The following is a 16,571-nucleotide window of genomic DNA, read 5'->3' on the forward strand; positions in this document are numbered from 1 at the left end:
CTCGCATTCGTGCGAGCCCATCGCTGGTCCTTCCGAGGGCTCGTGCTGCGGCACGGGCCCTTTCGTCGTTCCTCCATAGGGCTCGTGCTGCAGCACGGGCCCTTTCGTCGTTCCTCCAGAGGGCCCTTGTTGCGGCACGGTCCGCGTGTCCGTTCCCCGAAGGAACGCAATCGGGCGCGGTGGCCTCGGTCGTCTGCGTCGGCATGCCATCGGCTGCGCCTGGGACGACGAAGGGCGCGCACCCCGCGGCACGCGCCCTCGTGGAGCCGGTCGGTCGCTCGCCGCTCAGGCGATGGCGTCGCTCGTCGCGCCCTCGGCGTGCAGGTCGGGCTTCTGCGCCGGCACGGCCAGCACCTCGAGCGGCGGGGTGCGCTCGAGCGAGGGCTCGAGGCCCTGCAGGCTCGAGAAGCGCCGCGCCTGCGTCACGACGTTGCGGTCGAGCGAGCTGTTGAAGGCGTTGTACGCCTCGACGGCGCTGTTGAGCCGCTTGCCGAGCGTCGTGAGGTGCGTGCCCATCGTGCCGAGGCGCTTGTGCAGCTCGCGGCCGACGGTGAGCACCTGCTGGGCCTCCGCGGTGAGCTGCTCCTGGCGCCAGGTGTAGCCGACGGTGCGCAGCAGCGCCACGAGGGTGGCCGGGGTCGCGAGCACGACGTCCTTCTGGAAGGCCCGCTCGAACAGCGTGGGATCGCGCTCGAGCGCGGCGCTGAGGAAGGTCTCGGCCGGCACGAACATCACCACGAACTCCGGGGTGCCCTGCACGGTCTGCCAGTACGCCTTGCCGCCGAGCTGGTCGATGTGCTCGCGGAGGTGCCGCGCGTGCGCGTCGAGCCGCTGGCTGCGCGTGGCGTCGTCGCGAGCCTCCATCGCCTCGAGGTAGCCGTGGAAGGCGACCTTGGCGTCGACGACGACGCGCTTGTCGCCCGGCAGGTGCACGAGCATGTCGGGCCGGAGGGCGCCGTCGTCGGTGACGTGGTGCGCCTGCTCGGTGAAGTCGACGTGCTCGACCATGCCTGCGGCCTCCACGACGCGGCGCAGCTGCATCTCGCCCCAGCGCCCGCGCACCTGGGGCGCGCGGAGGGCCGTGACGAGCTGCCGGGTCTCGAGCGTGAGCTGCTCGGAGGAGGAGCGCATGGCGGCGAGCTGCTCGGCGAGCGCGGCGCCGGCCTCGGCCCGCGCCCGCTCGGCAGCGGTCACCTCGCCCTGCACGGTCTCGAGCGACTTCGTGAGCGGTGCCACGAGCTGCCGCACCGCCTCCTCGCGCTTCGCGAGCTCGGCCGCCCCCTCGGTCTGCGAGCGGCGCAGGCGCTCCTCGGCCTGCTCCAGGAAGACGGCGGAGTTGCGCTCGAGCGCGGCGCGGCTGAGCTGCGCGAACTCGTCGGCGCGTCGTGCGGCGTCCTGCTGGATCTCCGCGATCGCCTCGCGCCCCCGCTCGCGCTCCTCGCGCACGCGGCGCTCCGCCTCGGCCCGCACCTCGCCGAGCCTGGGCCGCGTGGCGGCGCTCGGCCGCGTCGCGCTCCCGTTCGCGCTCGGCCGCGACGACCTCGAGCCGCTCCCGCGCGGCGCGCCCTCGGCTGCGGCGCCCGCGCGCCCGAGCCGCTGCCCGAGCAGCACGCCGAGCCCGGCGGCGGCGAGGACGGCGAGGGCGGTGAGCACGAGGGCGATCGGATCCATGCCCCCATGGGAGCAGAGGCGGGTGACATCGCCGGGGCGGCGCGCCACGCTGAGCGCGCGCCCAGGGGCGCCCTCGCGGCGTCGATAGCGTGGGGGCATGATCGCGATCGAGCGCATCCTCGCTCCCAATCCCGGTCCCATGACCCTCGACGGCACGAACACGTACGTCGTCGGCGGTCGGGTCGTCGTCGACCCGGGCCCCGCGGATCCCGACCACCTGGAGCGGCTCGCCGCTCTGCGCCCCGGGCTCGTGCTCGTGACGCACCACCACCTCGACCACACCGAGGGCGCGGTGGAGCTCGCCCGCTCCACGGGCGCGCAGGTGCGCGGCATCGACCGGCACGGCTGCTACGCGGGTGCGGCCCTCGTCGACGGCGAGGAGATCGAGGTGGAGGGCGGCACCATCCGCATCCTCGCCACCCCCGGGCACACGCGCGACTCGATGTGCGTGGTCGTGCCGGGCCAGGCGGTGCTCACGGGCGACACGATCCTCGGGCGCGGCACGACCGTCATCATGCACCCCGACGGCGCCGTGGGGCCCTACCTCGAGAGCCTCGACCGCCTCGAGGCGCTCGGCGACCTCGAGGCGCTGCCCGGCCACGGCGAGTCGCTCGCGTCGGTCGCCGAGGCCGCGCGGGCGTACCGCGCGCACCGCATGCAGCGTCTCGAGCAGGTGCGGGAGGCGCTGCGCGCGCTCGGCGAGGACGCCTCGCTCGAGCAGGTCGCCGACGTCGTGTACGCCGAGGTCGACCCCTCGGTGCGCGACGCGGCCGAGGCGTCGCTCGCCGCGCAGCTCGCCTACCTGCGCGCATAGCGGAGCCTCCCCGGGCGCCGCGAGCACGCGGTGCCGAGGAGGCTCTCGACGGGTGGGGTCAGCCGGACTTCCGGCGGTGCATCCGCTTGGCGACGGCGGGCCCGCTCACGGCGGACACGCCGGCGTTCGAGGTCATGCCGGCGCCGTGGTGGCCCTGCTTCTTCTTCTCGAGCGCCTCGCGGAACTTGCGCCGCTGGGCGTCCTCGGGCGACTCGGTGCCCTCGGGGGTGTCCTGCGGGGTGGCCTGCTCGGCCTCATCGTGCGCTGTCATGCCTTCACCCTGCCCGCTCGGGGGCGCGGTGTCGAGTCGCCCGGCCGACGACCGCGCCTGCGGGGCTCACGCGCCGAGGCCCGGGCGGAGCGGCGAGCGCGCGCCGGAGGGCCGGGACGCATCGGGTGCGACCGTCGCGATCGTGCGCACGAGCGTCGTGAGCCACACGAAGGCGAGGCCGACGGCGATCGCCTCGAGCGCCGCGACGTTGAGGAGGCCCAGCGGGCGCCACAGCAGCAGCGCCGCGCCGACGCCTGCGCCGAGGCCCGCCGTGGTGAGCACGAGCGGGAGCGGCCGCTCGGGGATGACCGCGAGCAGCAGCGCCGCGGTGGCGGCGAAGGCGGCGATCGAGCCGAAGGCCGCGATGTTGTGGACGAGCCGCGCATCCGGCAGGGGGAAGGCGCCGACGCCCGCGAGCAGCGCGCCGGCGAGCACGAAGCCGCCGACGACGCCCGCGATGCGCGGGAGCGCCGCATCCCCGAGCCAGCGGTGCAGGTCGCGGCCGAGGTAGAGGCCGATGACCGCCACGAGCAGGCCCGCCACCACGATCGTGCCGTTGAACGCCCAGGCGCCGGGCCCGCCGCCCACGCCCAGCTGCGAGAAGTGGCGCTGCCACCAGCGCGGGTCGTCGCTCGTGAGCATCGCGAGCACCGTGCCGATCGCGAGGAACACGAACAGCAGCGTCGCGAGGTCGCGCGTGCGCAGCGCCGCGCCGGCCTGCGCCGCGAGCCAGGCGCCGGCCGCGCAGGCGACGCCCGTGAGCGCGGCGCCCAGCACGGGCGGCGCCGCGAGCCCGACGAGGCCGCGCGCGAGCACCTCGGCGCCCGCGAGCGCGCCGAGGTAGGCGACCGCGGCGAACGCGACGGTGAGCGCGGCGCCGGAGGCCGTGGAGACCGCGCGCTGCCAGCCGGGCATCGGGGCGGTCTCGTCGCGCCGGTGCAGCAGCCACGACGCGGCGAAGGAGGCGGCGGTCACGATCGCCGCGATGCCCGCGGCCGGGAGCGCGACCGAGCCCTCGCCCGCGATCGGGCGCGGCTCGCCGGCGAGCGCGACCAGTCCCGCGACGACGCCCACGCCGAAGCCCGTCCACGCCGCCGCGATCGCCCGGCCCTCGACGCGGCGCTCCGCGCTCCCAGCGTGCTCGCGCGCCGCGCTCGTCCCGGTCATGCCTCGCCGCGCCTCCGCCATGCCCTCGATGGAAGCACGGCCCGGTGACCGTCCGCTCGGGCGGCGCCGATAGCGTGGCGGCATGCGGACTCCGGTGCCCGACCATCTCGACGACGTGCTGCGGGAGTGCGGCGCCGGAGGCGCCGAGGGCGAGGTGGCGGCGTACATCCCCGAGCTCGCCGAGGCCGATCCGGCGCTCTTCGCGCTCGCGCTCTGCACGATCGACGGCACCGTCTACGCGGCGGGGGACGCCCAGCACCGCTTCACCATCCAGTCGATCTCGAAGCCCTTCGCGTATGCCCTCGCGCTCGCCGACCGCGGGTTCGAGACCGTCGCCGAGCACGTGGGCGTCGAGCCCTCGGGCGATGCCTTCAACGAGATCTCGCTCGAGGCGAGCGGCCGGCCCCGCAACGCGATGATCAACATCGGCGCGATCACGGCGCACGCGCTCGTGGGCGACGCGAGCACGACGGGCGAGCAGCGCGTCGAGCGGGTCGTGCGCGGGCTCTCGGCCTTCGCGGGGCGCGAGCTCGAGGTCGACGAGGCGGTCTGCGCCTCGGAGCTCGGCACCGCGAGCCGCAACATGGCGCTCGCCTACATGGTGCACGCGCAGGGCAAGCTCGAGGGCGAGCCGCACGAGGCGGTCGAGGGCTACATCCGCCAGTGCTCGCTGCTCGTCGACGTGCGCGACCTCGCCGTCATGGCCATGACCCTCGCGGCCGGCGGCCGCAACCCCGTGACGGGCGAGCAGGTGGTGCCGGCGTGGGTCTGCCGCCAGGTGCTCTCGGTCATGGCGACCTGCGGGATGTACGACGCGGCGGGGGATTGGATGAGCACCGTCGGCATCCCGGCGAAGAGCGGCGTCGCGGGCGGCGTGCTGGGCGCGCTGCCGGGGCAGGTGGGCATCGGGGCGTTCTCGCCGCCGCTCGACGAGTTCGGCAACAGCGTGCGCGCGGTGCGCGCGTGCGAGCGCCTCTCGAGCGACATGGGCCTCCACCTCATGCAGGCGCCCGAGGTCGCCGCGCACGTGCTCTACGGCGTGGTCGAGCCCGATCGCGACGGTGACGGCGTGCGCGAGGTGGCGCTGCAGGGCCCGATGCACTTCGCGGCCGCCGAGGTCGCGCTCCGCGAGCTGGAGGACGTGCCGGAGGACGGCGCGGCGCTCGTGCTCGACCTCACGCGCGTGACCTCGACGAACGACGTCGGCCGCCGGATGCTGCGGGAGGGCGTCCGCCGCCTCGAGCTCGACGGCCACGAGGTGCGCGTCGAGGATCCGGACGGGCACCTCGAGCGCTGAGGGCTACTCCCCCTGGAACGCGCCCCAGCCCGAGGCGCGCAGGATGCGGGCGCGCACGTCGACGCGCGGCCGCTCGTGGTCGGGGTAGGGCCGCCCGCCGTAGTGGCGCGACAGCGCGTCGATGCCTGCGAAGCCGTCGTCGTCGCGGATCTCGTCGACCTCCAGCTGCAGCGACACGTGGGTGTACCAGTTCTCGCCGTCGATGACGTCGAGCGCGAAGCGCGGATCGCGGCGCAGGTGGGCGAGGCGCACGCGCTCCGCGTCGAGGTTGACGAGGATGCGGCCGTCGTCCTCGAGCAGGTACCAGGTCGCGACGGCGACGGGACGGCCGTCCTTCGCGAGGGTCGCCATGACCGCGGGGTTCGGCTTCCGCAGGAACTCGATGGCCTCGGGGCTCGGCGTCGTCGTCATGCGTCCACGGTAGTGGGGGCGGCCTGCGCCGCACGGCGCGGGCCCAGCACGGCCTCGGTGGCGAGCGCGAGGGTCTGCGCCTCGGTGGTGAGGGCCGAGGTCTCGGTCGGCATGCCGCGGGCGAGCGAGAGCCCGTCGACGACGGCGCTCAGGAACCTCGCGGCCGCCGGGATGCCGACCGGGTCGAGCGCGTCCTCCTGGGCGAGCACGCCCAGCCAGTGCTCGATGCGGCGCTCGCCCTGGCGCACCAGCGCCACGTAGCCGGCGCGCGCCGCCTCGCTCGGCGGCGCGGCCATGTAGGCGTCGACGACGCGCATCCAGCTGCGCCGCGCCTCGTCGCCCATGCCGACGAGGCCCACGACGCGGTGCAGGCACGCGGCGAGCCGGTCGTGCGCGGGGAGGGAGGTGTCGTGGATCCCGTCGTCGGGCGCGACGTGCTCGACGATGCCGGCGAGCACGGCGTCGTGCAGCTCGCGCTGCGTCGGGAACTGGAACCGCAGGGAGCCGACGCTGACGCCCGCGCGCGCGGCGACCGAGCGGACGCTGAGCGACGTCGCGGGGTCCTCGCCGATGAGCTCGGCGGCCGCGATGAGGATGCGGTCTCGCGTGCTGCGCTGCGCCTGCGCCATGCCTGGCCTCCTCTGCCTGTCGGTGCTTCCACCCTACTGGTACAGCGTGCTAGCCTGCTGACTGGTACACCGTACTAGTGCAGGAGGATCCGATGGCGCAGGCCAGGTGGCGGCAGCGATGGGTCGAGCGGCGCGTGCGCGCGGGCGACGGTCGACCGCTGCGGCCGTACCGCTGGTGGCAGCAGCTCACCCGTTCCCTCTTCGAGCTGCGGCTCGAGGGCGCGGCCGGTGCGGTGGTCTACGCCGTCGACGTGCGGCACTCCGGCGACGCCTCCGACGGGGTCGTGCGGGCGAGGCTGCATCGCGACGGCCTGCAGGCGGCGGTCTCCAGGATGCCGGCGCGGTTCCCCGTGGAGGGCGGCGCGATCGAGGTCGCGGCCACGCAGTTCGGGCTCCGCCGGTGCCACTACGTCGATCACGCGGGGCGCGAGCGGCAGGCTGGCGCCGCATCCGCGCTCCGGCGCCGGGCGGCGCGCTCGGCTCGCCCGCGAGCGGCCCGCGCTGAGCCGCGCGATCGGCGTGCTCTCGGTCGCGGTGCTGCTCGTCGGGGCGACCCTGCTCGGGCTCGAGCTCGCCCAGCGCGTCACCGAGCTGCCGCCCGTCGTCGAGCGGCTGGGGTGGAGCTTCGTCTCGCCGATCCGGCTGGGGGTGTGGGAGACGGTCGCAGTGGGCCTCGCGACGGCGCTCGCGAGCACCGAGCGCGCGCTGCGGCTGCGCTACCACTGGCTGCTCGACCCGGCGGGAAACGGCTGAGCCGCGACGCCCGCGGCCGGGGACGGCGGAGGCCCCGCACCTGCTGGTGCGGGGCCTTCGTGCTGCTGCGGACGCTGCGGGGATCAGAAGTCCCAGTCGTCGTCCTCGGTCGCGACGGCCTTGCCGATCACGTACGACGAGCCCGACCCCGAGAAGAAGTCGTGGTTCTCGTCGGCGTTCGGCGACAGGGCCGAGAGGATCGCCGGGTTGACGTCGGTCACCGTCGACGGGAACAGGGGCTCGAACCCGAGGTTCATGAGCGCCTTGTTCGCGTTGTAGTGCAGGAACTTCTTGACGTCCTCGGTGAGGCCGACCGAGTCGTAGAGGTCGGCCGTGTACTTCGACTCGTTCTCGTAGAGCTCGTAGAGCAGCGAGTACGTGTAGTCCTTGATCTCGGCCTGCTCCTGCTCCGAGAGCTTCTCGTAGCCCTTCTGGAACTTGTAGCCGATGTAGTAGCCGTGGACGGCCTCGTCGCGGATGATGAGGCGGATCATGTCGGCCGTGTTGGTGAGCTTCGCGTGGCTCGACCAGTACATCGGCAGGTAGAAGCCCGAGTAGAAGAGGAACGACTCGAGCAGCGTCGAGGCGACCTTGCGCTTCAGCGGGTCGTCGCCCTCGTAGTAGTCGATGATGATCTCGGCCTTGCGCTGCAGGTACGGGTTCTCCGTCGACCAGCGGAAGGCGTCGTCGATCTCCTTCGTCGACGCGAGCGTCGAGAAGATCGACGAGTACGACTTCGCGTGCACGCTCTCCATGAAGGCGATGTTCGTGAGCACCGCCTCCTCGTGCGGCGTCAGCGCATCCGGGATGAGCGAGACCGCGCCGACCGTGCCCTGGATGGTGTCGAGCAGCGTGAGGCCCGTGAACACGCGCATCGTGAGCTTCTGCTCCTCGGGCGTGAGCGTGCCCCACGACTGCACGTCGTTCGACAGCGGCACCTTCTCGGGCAGCCAGAAGTTGTTCACCAGGCGGTTCCAGACCTCGAGGTCCTTGTCGTCCTGGATGCGGTTCCAGTTGATCGCCTGCACGAGGTGGTTGTGCCGGTGCTGGCGCTCCTGGGCCGCGGTCTGCGGCTTGCCGGCGCCGAGCGCCTCGCCGACCTCGCTGCGCTCGGCCTCGATCGCCGCGCTCGCCTCCTCGGCGGGCACGGGCGAGTCGGTGAGCTCGTCGAAGGCGGATGCCTTGGTGTCCTGCGTGTCCATGTCGTTCTCTCCGTCGTTCCCCAGCGTCACAGCATGCAGCTGACGCAACCCTCCACCTCTGTGCCCTCGAGGGCCAGCTGGCGGAGTCGCACGTAGTAGACCGTCTTGATGCCCTTGCGCCAGGCGTAGATCTGGGCCTTGTTGATGTCGCGGGTGGTGGCGGTGTCCTTGAAGAACAGCGTCAGCGACAGGCCCTGGTCGACGTGCTGCGTCGCCGCGGCGTAGGTGTCGATGATCTTCTCGGGGCCGATCTCGTACGCGTCCTGGAAGAACTCCAGGTTGTCGTTCGTCATGAAGGGCGCCGGGTAGTAGACGCGCCCGATCTTGCCCTCCTTGCGGATCTCGATCTTCGACGCGATCGGGTGGATCGACGACGTCGAGTTGTTGATGTACGAGATCGAGCCGGTCGGCGGCACCGCCTGCAGGTTCTGGTTGTAGATGCCGTGCTCCTGGACCTTCGCCTTGAGCTCGAGCCAGTCCTGCTGCGTGGGGATGCGGATCTCCGAGGTGTCGAACAGCTCCTGGACGCGGGCCGTGGCCGGCGCCCACTCCTGCTCGGTGTACTTGTCGAAGAACTCGCCCGTGGCGTACTTCGAGCGCTCGAAGCCGTCGAACACCTGACCCTTCTCCTGCGCGATGAGGTTCGACGCGCGGAGGGCGTGGAACAGCACCGTGTAGAAGTAGATGTTCGTGAAGTCGAGGCCCTCCTCGGAGCCGTAGTGGATGCGCTCGCGGCCGAGGTAGCCGTGCAGGTTCATCTGGCCGAGGCCGATGGCGTGGCTCATCGAGTTGCCGCGGGCGATCGAGGGCACCGAGCCGATGTCCGACTGGTCGGAGACGGCGGTGAGGGCGCGGATCGCCGTCTCGACCGTCTTGCCGAAGTCGGGCGAGTCCATCGACAGCGCGATGTTCATCGAGCCGAGGTTGCAGGAGATGTCCTTGCCGATCGCCTCGTAGCCGAGGTCGTCGTCGTACGCCGAGGGCGTGTTCACCTGCAGGATCTCGCTGCAGAGGTTCGACATGTTGATGCGGCCGTCGATGGGGTTGGCCCGGTTCACCGTGTCCTCGAACATGATGTACGGGTAGCCCGACTCGAACTGGATCTCGGCGAGCGTCTGGAAGAACTCGCGCGCGTTGATCTTCTTCTTCTGGATCCGGGCGTCGTCGACCATCTCGTGGTACTTCTCGGTGACCGAGATGTCCGAGAACGGCTTGCCGTAGACGCGCTCGACGTCGTAGGGGGAGAACAGGTACATGTCCTCGCCCTTCTTCGCGAGCTCGAAGGTGATGTCGGGGATCACGACGCCCAGCGAGAGCGTCTTGATGCGGATCTTCTCGTCCGCGTTCTCGCGCTTGGTGTCGAGGAACCGCATGATGTCGGGGTGGTGCGCCTGCAGGTACACCGCTCCCGCGCCCTGACGGGCACCCAGCTGGTTCGCGTACGAGAAGCTGTCTTCGAAGAGCTTCATCACGGGGATGACGCCGGAGGACTGGTTCTGGATCTGCTTGATCGGGGCGCCGTACTCGCGGATGTTCGTGAGGTTGAACGCCACGCCGCCGCCGCGCTTCGAGAGCTGCAGGGCCGAGTTGATCGAGCGGCCGATCGACTCCATGTTGTCCTCGATGCGGAGGAGGAAGCAGGAGACGAGCTCGCCGCGCTGCTTCTTGCCCGCGTTGAGGAAGGTGGGCGTGGCCGGCTGGAAGCGGCCGTTCACCATCTCGTCGACGTAGGCCTCGGCGAGCTGCTCGTTGCCCTCGGCGAGCGCGAGCGCGACGTTGACGACGCGGTCCTCGTAGCGCTCGAGGTAGCGCTTCCCGTCGAAGGTCTTCAGCGTGTACGACGTGTAGTACTTGAAGGCGCCGAGGAACGTGGGGAAGCGGAACTTGTAGCCGTAGGCGCGCTTCATGAGCGACTTGATGAACTCGAACGAGTACTGCTCGAGCACCTCGCCCTCGTAGTACTCGTTCTCGACGAGGTAGTCGAGCTTCTCCTTGAGGGAGTGGAAGAAGACCGTGTTCTGGTTGACGTGCTGCAGGAAGTACTGGTTGGCAGCCTCGCGGTCCTTGTCGAACTGGATCTCGCCGTTCGGGCCGTAGAGGTTGAGCATCGCGTTCAGCGAGTGGAAGTCCATCGCCGAGGCCTTGCCCGTGGTCATCTCTGGCGTCACTGTCGCCATAGTGCGTCCAATCGCTCGTTGACGACGCGCACGTCGTCAGGGGTTCCGAAGATCTCGACCCGGTGGAGGTGCGGCACCTCGCACTTGCGGGCGATGATGTCGCCCGCGATGCAGAAGCCCGCGCCGAAGTTGGTGTTGCCCGTGCTCACGACGCCGCGCAGGTGCTTGCGGTTCTGCTCGTCGTTGAGGAACCGGATCACCTGCTTGGGCACCGCGCCCTTGCCGTCGCCGCCCCCGTAGGTGGGGACGATCAGCACGTAGGGCTCGTGCTGCTCGAGCGGCGGCTCGGTGGCGTGGAGGGGGATGCGCGTGGCCGGGCGGCCGAGCTTCTCGACGAAGCGCGCGGTGTTGCCCGACACGCTCGAGAAGTAGACCACCGATGCCACGGCTTCCCCCGACGCCGTCACGCCTCGGCTCAGGCCGCGACGATCGCCTTGATGCGGTCGGGCTGGAAGCCCGACCAGTGGTCGGCGTCGGCGATGACGACCGGGGCCTGCATGTAGCCGAGGTCCTTGACGGTCTGGAGCGCCTTGTCGTCGGCGGTGACGTCGAAGATCTCGTACTCGATGCCCTGCGCGTCGAGCGCGCGGGTGGTCATCGTGCACTGGACGCAGGCCGGCTTGGAGTAGACGGTGACGGTCATGAGCGGCGCTCCCTCGTGATCTGGGCGGTGCTGGTGCTGGGTGCTGGATGCTGTGCGGCCGGGGCCGGGCTCCCACTATATGTGGGGTCTGCCGCGGAGCAACGCCACAACATGGTGTGTTTCTCCACACCTGTGTCAACAAGGACTCCACAGGTGTCATTCCCGCCGCGGAACGGCGCGGAATCGGCTGTGGAGAGCGGTCGCGCACAGCTGTGCAGACGGCTTCGACGGATCTGCGCGACACGCCGGAGACGAATCACACCGGTGTGGTTCGCGGTCCGCATCGCTGCCTCCGGGGGTCTCGACGATGCTTCGACGCTACGCCCGGCCACCCACATGCGCACGGGCGGACGTGCCGGCTCCGGGGCCCCGCATGGCGGCCGCACACGCGCCGTCCAGACCCCGGGGATAGCGTCTCGGACGTACCCCATCCACGACCGAGAGGAGCGGCACATGGCCGACATCACCGGCAAGAAGGTCGCGTTCGTCCTGACCGACGGCTACGAGGACTCGGAGCTCACGAGCCCCTGGGAGGCGGTGCAGGGCGCGGGCGGCGCCCCCACGCTCGTCGCTCCCGCTGCGGGCGAGCTCACCGGCAAGAACGGGCACGTCGCGACCGTCGACATGCTCTCGAGCGAGGCCTCGGCCGACGACTTCGACGCCCTCGTGCTGCCCGGCGGCGTCGTGAACGCCGACAAGATCCGCATCGACGAGCCCTCGGTGGCGCTCGTCAAGCGCTTCGTCGAGAGCGGCAAGCCGATCGGCGTCATCTGCCACGGCGCGTGGATCCTCATCGAGGCCGGCGGCGTCTCGGGCCGCACCATCACGAGCTACCCCACGCTCCGCACCGACCTCGTCAACGCGGGCGCGACGTGGGTCGACGAGGAGGTCGTGACCGACCAGGGCCTCGTCTCGAGCCGCACGCCCGACGACCTCCCCGCCTTCAACGACAAGGTGCTCGAGGAGATCGCCGAGGGCGTGCACCCGCGCTGACCCTCCCGACGCCGGTCCTCCGGCGCACGGCCCCGACGGCCGCTCCGCGCATCGCGGGGCGGCCGTCGTCGTGCGTGACGCCGCGTGACGGGCGGGCCTGCGCGCCGACCGGCGCTCCGATGGGATGGAGGTGAGGGTCGCCGGCCGCACGCGCGGACGGGCGGCCCTGCCCGACGCGGCTGCCGGGAGGTCGATGCCGGGGGCGGCGTCGGCCGGCAGCCGGCCCGAGCGCGCTCGGGCGCGGGGGCGGGGCGCGGGGGCGCTCCGCCCCCGTGGCGCGCGAAGCCCTCGCCTGCGATCCGCCGTGCCGCTCGGATCGCGGACCCCGTCGCGCATCCGGGGCCCGCCAGGCGGGGTCGCCGATGCGCCGAGGGGTCCCCGATGCGTGCAGGGCTCTCCTGCGCGACGAGGGCGAGCAGGATCGGGGCAGCGCAGCGCCGCCGGCCGCGCCATGATCGGAGCAGCGCAGGGCGCGCGACGACGAGGAGGACGACATGGCGGGCGACGACACCCTCTCGAAGGAGGAGCGCGCGGCGGTCAAGCAGCGCGCGGCCGAGCTCAAGCGGCAGGCGAGCCGCACGGGCGGCAGCAAGCGGGAGCGCGAGGCGCAGGACTGCCTCGACGCCATCGCGGGCCTCCCCGAGCCCGACCGGGCGATCGCGCAGATGGTGCACGACGTCGTCACCGAGGTCGCCCCCGACCTCGACCCGAAGACCTGGTACGGCTTCCCGTCCTATGCCCGCGACGGCAAGGTGCTCGTGTTCTACCAGCAGGCCTCGAAGTTCGGCACCCGCTACGGCACGCTCGGCTTCCAGGACCAGGCCGCGCTCGACGACGGCGAGCTGTGGCCCGCCTCCTACGCCCTCGTGGGCACCTCGTCGGCCACGCGCGAGCGCATCGCCGCGCTCGTGCGGAGGGCCGCCGGCTGAGCCGGGGCGCCGATCGGCCGGCTGCGGCCCGACCGGGACGGCCGCTCACAGTCGACGCGCATCCGGCGGGCGCATGCTCGACCTCCGACGAGGAGGTGCGGATGCGATCCGGTCTCGTGCGCGCGGCGACCGCCCTGGTGCTCGCGACGATGCTCGCGGGCTGCGCGCCCGGCGCGCTGGCGCCCGGTGACGAGCGGGGCGCGAGTGCCGAGGCGTCGCCGAGCGCGGCCGCCGACGCCTCGGCGACCCCGACCGCCTCTCCGACGCCCACCCTCGACGCGGGCGCCGGGCCGGACGACGTAGCCGTGCCCGCGCCGACGCCCGATGCGGCGCCGCCGACCCCCGGGTCGTGCGACGACATCGGGGCCTCGCCGCTCGCCGCGCGCTGGGTGCAGCAGGGGTTCGCGCTCGAGCCCTTCGACGGCATCATCGTGGGCGGCGGCTTCCCCGCCGCGACGGCCGCGGGCGGCGAGCTCGCGGTGCACTGCATCCTCTGGACGGCCGCGGGCGCCCGCGGGCCCCACGTGCTCGTCGAGCTCTACCGCGGCGCGCCCCTCGGCGCGGTGCTGGCCGACCCGAGCGTCGCGCACCTCGAGCCGTCGACGCTCGCGACCGCCCACGGCGACATCGTGCTCGCCGACTCCGGCGGCTTCGGCATCTCGTCGTCGCAGGAGACCGTGGGCGGCCACGACGACGTCGTGCTGCGCACCTTCACGGTGGGCTTCCCGACGGAGGGGGCCGCCGCGGACGCCATGAACGGGCCGCTCGCACGCGGGCTGCTCTTCGAGAGCGCCTTCGGCGTCGCGGCGCCCTGAGCCGGCGGAGGCCGAGCCGCGGCAGACGCCAGCACGGTCGCTGTGGCGGGGGTCGGCCGCGTTCGCGCTCGGCGAACCCCGGCGGCCCCCAGCAGGGAATCGCAGCGCTCTGGAGGCGTTCACATCTGAGTGGAGTCGACTCAAGTTCGACCGCACGCAGCACGCCGACCAGGAGGGATGCACGAGTGGCAGCCATCTACGGGCCCTTCGGGGCCGACGGATCCTACGAGGACTTCATCGCGCGCATCCTGCGCGAGCAGCGCCTGCCCGCGCAGCGCGCGATCGACCTCTCGCGCCTCGTCTCGCGCCGCACATCCTCGGTGATGGCGAGCGCCGTCGAGCACGCGCGTTCCCACGGCCACGCGGAGGTCGACGCGCTGCACCTGCTGCGCGCGCTCACGGAGGTACCGCAGGTGGAGCAGGCCGTGCGGGGCTCGGGCGCCGACCTCGAGGCGCTCCGCACGGCCGTCGAGGACCGCCTGCCCGCCGAGGGCGGCACGGCCGCGGAGGGGCGGCCGGCGCTCACCCCCTCGGCGCAGCGCGCGCTCCGCGACGCCTACCAGATCGCCCGCGCCAACGGCTCGAGCTACATCGACCCCGAGCACCTCTTCTTCGCCTTCCTGCTCGCGGGCGACAGCGCCGCGGGCGGCCTGCTCCAGGCTGCCGGCGTCACCCAGGAGGCCCTGCAGCGCGCCGCGATGGAGGCGCAGCAGGAGGCGCGCGGCGGCCTCGAGCGCCGCCGCGCCGCCGAGGTCGACCCCGACTCCACGACCCCGACCCTCGACGAGTTCGGCGACGACCTCACCGAGCGCGCCCGCGGCGGCGGCCTCGACCCCGTCATCGGCCGTGCCGACGAGATCGAGCAGACCATCGAGATCCTCAGCCGCCGCACCAAGAACAACCCCGTGCTCATCGGCGAGGCCGGCGTCGGCAAGACGGCGATCGTCGAGGGCCTCGCCCGCGCGATCGTCGACGGCGCGGTGCCGAAGCAGCTCGTGGGCAAGCGCGTCGTCGCCCTCGACCTCACCGCGATGGTCGCCGGCACCCGCTACCGGGGCGACTTCGAGGAGCGCATCACGAAGGCCGTCGACGAGATCACCGCCCACAAGGACGAGCTCATCGTGTTCGTCGACGAGCTGCACACGATCCTCGGCGCCGGCTCCGGAGGCGAGGGCGGCATGGACGCCGCGAACATCCTGAAGCCGCGCCTGGCCCGCGGCGACCTCCACATGATCGGCGCGACGACGCTCGCCGAGTACCGCCGCATCGAGAAGGACGCCGCGCTCACCCGCCGCTTCCAGCCCGTCATGGTCGCCGAGCCGAGCGTCGAGGACGCCATCACCATCCTCGACGGCCTGCGGCCCGCCTACGAGGCGCACCACCGCGTCAGCTACACGCCCGAGGCCATCGCCGCCGCGGTCGAGCTCTCGCACCGCTACATCAGCGACCGCTTCCTGCCCGACAAGGCCATCGACCTCATCGACCAGGCGGGCGCCAGGCTGCGCCTGCGGCTGGGCGCCAAGGTCGACCTCGAGTCGCTCGAGCGCGAGAAGGCGCACCTGGAGGACGAGAAGCGCGCCGCCGTCGAGGCCGAGGAGTTCGAGGAGGCCACGCACCTCCGCGACCGCATCGCCGCGATCGCCGCGTCGATCGAGTCGGGCTCCGGCGAGGACGGCGTCGTCGACGAGGCGGACATCGCCGAGGTCGTCGCGCGCGCCACCGGCATCCCCGCCTCCCGCCTCACCGAGGGCGACCGGCAGCGGCTCGCGCGCCTGGAGGAGGAGCTGCACGAGCGCGTCGTCGCGCAGGACGAGGCGGTCTCGGCCGTCGCGAAGGCCGTGCGGCGCTCGCGGTCGGGCCTCGGCGACGCTGGGCGGCCCATCGGGTCGTTCCTGTTCCTCGGCCCCACGGGCGTGGGCAAGACCGAGCTCGCGAAGGCGCTCGCGACGAGCCTGTTCGGCTCGGAGGGCGCGCTCGTGCGCTTCGACATGTCGGAGTTCGGCGAGCGGCACACGGTCGCGCGCCTCATCGGCGCCCCTCCCGGCTACGTCGGCTACGACGAGGCCGGCCAGCTCACCGAGCGCGTGCGGCGCCAGCCGTACTCGGTCGTGCTGCTCGACGAGATCGAGAAGGCGCACCCCGACGTCTTCAACCTGCTCCTGCAGGTGCTCGAGGACGGCCGCCTCACCGACGGGCAGGGCCGCACCGTCGACTTCCGCAGCACCGTCGTCATCATGACCTCGAACCTCGGCTCGGAGGTCCTGGCCTCGAAGGCGGGGCCGATCGGCTTCCACGCCGGCGACGGGCGGGGGAGCGAGGGGGAGCTGCGCGCGAAGGTGCTCGGCCGCCTGCGCGAGCAGATGCGCCCCGAGCTCATCAACCGCATCGACGAGATCGTGCTCTTCCGCAGGCTGGAGCGCGAGCAGCTGCGGCAGATCGTGACGCTGCTGCTCGAGCGGGTGGGCACCCGTCTCGCGGCGCGGGGCCTGCGGCTCGAGGCGACCGACGCTGCGCTCGACTGGCTCGCCGAGCACGGCGCCGAGCCCGAGTACGGCGCGCGGCCGCTGCGCCGCCTGATCCAGCGCGAGGTCGAGGATCGGGTGGCCGACCTCGTCGTCGACGGGCTGGAGTCCGGCGTCGTCCGCGTCGACATCGAGGGCGGCGCGCTGACGGTCGAGGCTGCGGAGGAGCGGACGACGCCCGCGACGTGAGGTCTCGCCGTGCACGCCGAGGGGCGGTCCGGGCACGGGCCGGCCCTCGGCGGTCCATGGCGGATCCCCGGCGCCTCATGGAGGCCAC

General features: G+C 72.7%; 16 protein-coding genes. 7 read left to right on the top strand and 9 right to left on the bottom strand.

What is annotated here, in order from left to right:
• Positions 1 to 285: 285 nt before the first annotated feature.
• Positions 286 to 1,671, bottom strand: coding sequence for a DNA recombination protein RmuC (locus OVA14_RS05045; RefSeq protein ID WP_267505169.1), 1,386 nt, complete (start codon positions 1,669 to 1,671; stop codon positions 286 to 288).
• A 97-nt stretch (positions 1,672 to 1,768) separates the two neighbouring features.
• On the opposite strand from OVA14_RS05045, the gene OVA14_RS05050 reads away from it, so the two are divergent.
• Positions 1,769 to 2,485, top strand: a complete 717-nt coding sequence (locus OVA14_RS05050) for an MBL fold metallo-hydrolase (RefSeq protein ID WP_267505170.1) — start codon at positions 1,769 to 1,771, stop codon at positions 2,483 to 2,485.
• 58 nt (positions 2,486 to 2,543) lie between these two features.
• On the opposite strand, the gene OVA14_RS05055 is transcribed toward OVA14_RS05050, so the two are convergent.
• Positions 2,544 to 2,756, bottom strand: coding sequence for a DUF5302 domain-containing protein (locus OVA14_RS05055; protein WP_267505171.1), 213 nt, complete (start codon positions 2,754 to 2,756; stop codon positions 2,544 to 2,546).
• Positions 2,757 to 2,822: 66 nt separating this feature from the next.
• Positions 2,823 to 3,923, bottom strand: a complete 1,101-nt coding sequence (locus OVA14_RS05060; protein WP_267505172.1) for a DUF998 domain-containing protein — start codon at positions 3,921 to 3,923, stop codon at positions 2,823 to 2,825.
• A gap of 82 nt (positions 3,924 to 4,005) precedes the next feature.
• Here OVA14_RS05060 and OVA14_RS05065 point away from each other — a divergent pair, with 82 nt between their 5' ends.
• Positions 4,006 to 5,220 (top strand): glutaminase, encoded by a 1,215-nt coding sequence (locus OVA14_RS05065; protein ID WP_267505173.1) that lies wholly within the window; start codon positions 4,006 to 4,008, stop codon positions 5,218 to 5,220.
• Positions 5,221 to 5,223: 3 nt separating this feature from the next.
• Here the strand turns inward: OVA14_RS05065 and OVA14_RS05070 are convergent, their stop codons facing one another.
• Together OVA14_RS05070 and OVA14_RS05075 are read right to left on the bottom strand one after the other, a co-directional pair.
• Positions 5,224 to 5,631 carry a TIGR03618 family F420-dependent PPOX class oxidoreductase gene (locus OVA14_RS05070; RefSeq protein ID WP_267505174.1) on the bottom strand — a complete coding sequence of 136 codons (408 nt, stop codon included), beginning with the start codon at positions 5,629 to 5,631 and terminating at the stop codon, positions 5,224 to 5,226.
• Positions 5,628 to 6,260 carry a TetR/AcrR family transcriptional regulator gene (locus OVA14_RS05075; RefSeq protein WP_267505175.1) on the bottom strand — a complete coding sequence of 211 codons (633 nt, stop codon included), beginning with the start codon at positions 6,258 to 6,260 and terminating at the stop codon, positions 5,628 to 5,630. The genes OVA14_RS05070 and OVA14_RS05075 overlap by 4 nt, the downstream gene beginning before the upstream one ends.
• A gap of 519 nt (positions 6,261 to 6,779) precedes the next feature.
• On the opposite strand from OVA14_RS05075, the gene OVA14_RS05080 reads away from it, so the two are divergent.
• On the top strand, positions 6,780 to 7,013 hold the full coding sequence (locus tag OVA14_RS05080) for a hypothetical protein (protein WP_267505176.1): 234 nt from the start codon (positions 6,780 to 6,782) through the stop codon (positions 7,011 to 7,013).
• 83 nt (positions 7,014 to 7,096) lie between these two features.
• Here the strand turns inward: OVA14_RS05080 and nrdF are convergent, their stop codons facing one another.
• Genes nrdF through nrdH form a run of 4 tightly spaced genes read right to left on the bottom strand, consistent with a single transcriptional unit; the run spans position 7,097 to position 11,035 of the window.
• Entirely contained in the window at positions 7,097 to 8,215 is a 1,119-nt protein-coding gene (gene nrdF / locus OVA14_RS05085; RefSeq protein WP_267505177.1) for a class 1b ribonucleoside-diphosphate reductase subunit beta, read from the bottom strand.
• 26 nt (positions 8,216 to 8,241) lie between these two features.
• Positions 8,242 to 10,371 carry a class 1b ribonucleoside-diphosphate reductase subunit alpha gene (nrdE, locus tag OVA14_RS05090; RefSeq protein ID WP_267505178.1) on the bottom strand — a complete coding sequence of 710 codons (2,130 nt, stop codon included), beginning with the start codon at positions 10,369 to 10,371 and terminating at the stop codon, positions 8,242 to 8,244.
• Between the two features lie 8 nt (positions 10,372 to 10,379).
• On the bottom strand, positions 10,380 to 10,778 hold the full coding sequence (gene nrdI, locus OVA14_RS05095) for a class Ib ribonucleoside-diphosphate reductase assembly flavoprotein NrdI (protein ID WP_267505179.1): 399 nt from the start codon (positions 10,776 to 10,778) through the stop codon (positions 10,380 to 10,382).
• A 29-nt stretch (positions 10,779 to 10,807) separates the two neighbouring features.
• Positions 10,808 to 11,035, bottom strand: a complete 228-nt coding sequence (gene nrdH, locus OVA14_RS05100) for a glutaredoxin-like protein NrdH (protein WP_267505180.1) — start codon at positions 11,033 to 11,035, stop codon at positions 10,808 to 10,810.
• A gap of 453 nt (positions 11,036 to 11,488) precedes the next feature.
• Here nrdH and OVA14_RS05105 point away from each other — a divergent pair, with 453 nt between their 5' ends.
• The 4 genes from OVA14_RS05105 (at position 11,489) to OVA14_RS05120 (ending at position 16,483) form a co-directional block, all read left to right on the top strand.
• Complete coding sequence (locus OVA14_RS05105) at positions 11,489 to 12,028, top strand: type 1 glutamine amidotransferase domain-containing protein (RefSeq protein WP_267505181.1); 540 nt, start codon at positions 11,489 to 11,491, stop codon at positions 12,026 to 12,028.
• Between the two features lie 494 nt (positions 12,029 to 12,522).
• Positions 12,523 to 12,957: an iron chaperone gene (locus OVA14_RS05110; protein WP_267505182.1), complete on the top strand. Its 435-nt coding sequence runs from the start codon at positions 12,523 to 12,525 to the stop codon at positions 12,955 to 12,957.
• Between the two features lie 101 nt (positions 12,958 to 13,058).
• A complete protein-coding gene (locus OVA14_RS05115) occupies positions 13,059 to 13,772 on the top strand; it encodes a hypothetical protein (protein ID WP_267505183.1) in 714 nt (237 codons plus the stop codon).
• A 185-nt stretch (positions 13,773 to 13,957) separates the two neighbouring features.
• Positions 13,958 to 16,483: an ATP-dependent Clp protease ATP-binding subunit gene (locus tag OVA14_RS05120; protein ID WP_267505184.1), complete on the top strand. Its 2,526-nt coding sequence runs from the start codon at positions 13,958 to 13,960 to the stop codon at positions 16,481 to 16,483.
• The last annotated feature ends 88 nt before the right edge of the window (positions 16,484 to 16,571 follow it).

It is taken from the genome of Agrococcus sp. SL85 (genome assembly GCF_026625845.1).
GTDB lineage: Bacteria > Actinomycetota > Actinomycetes > Actinomycetales > Microbacteriaceae > Agrococcus.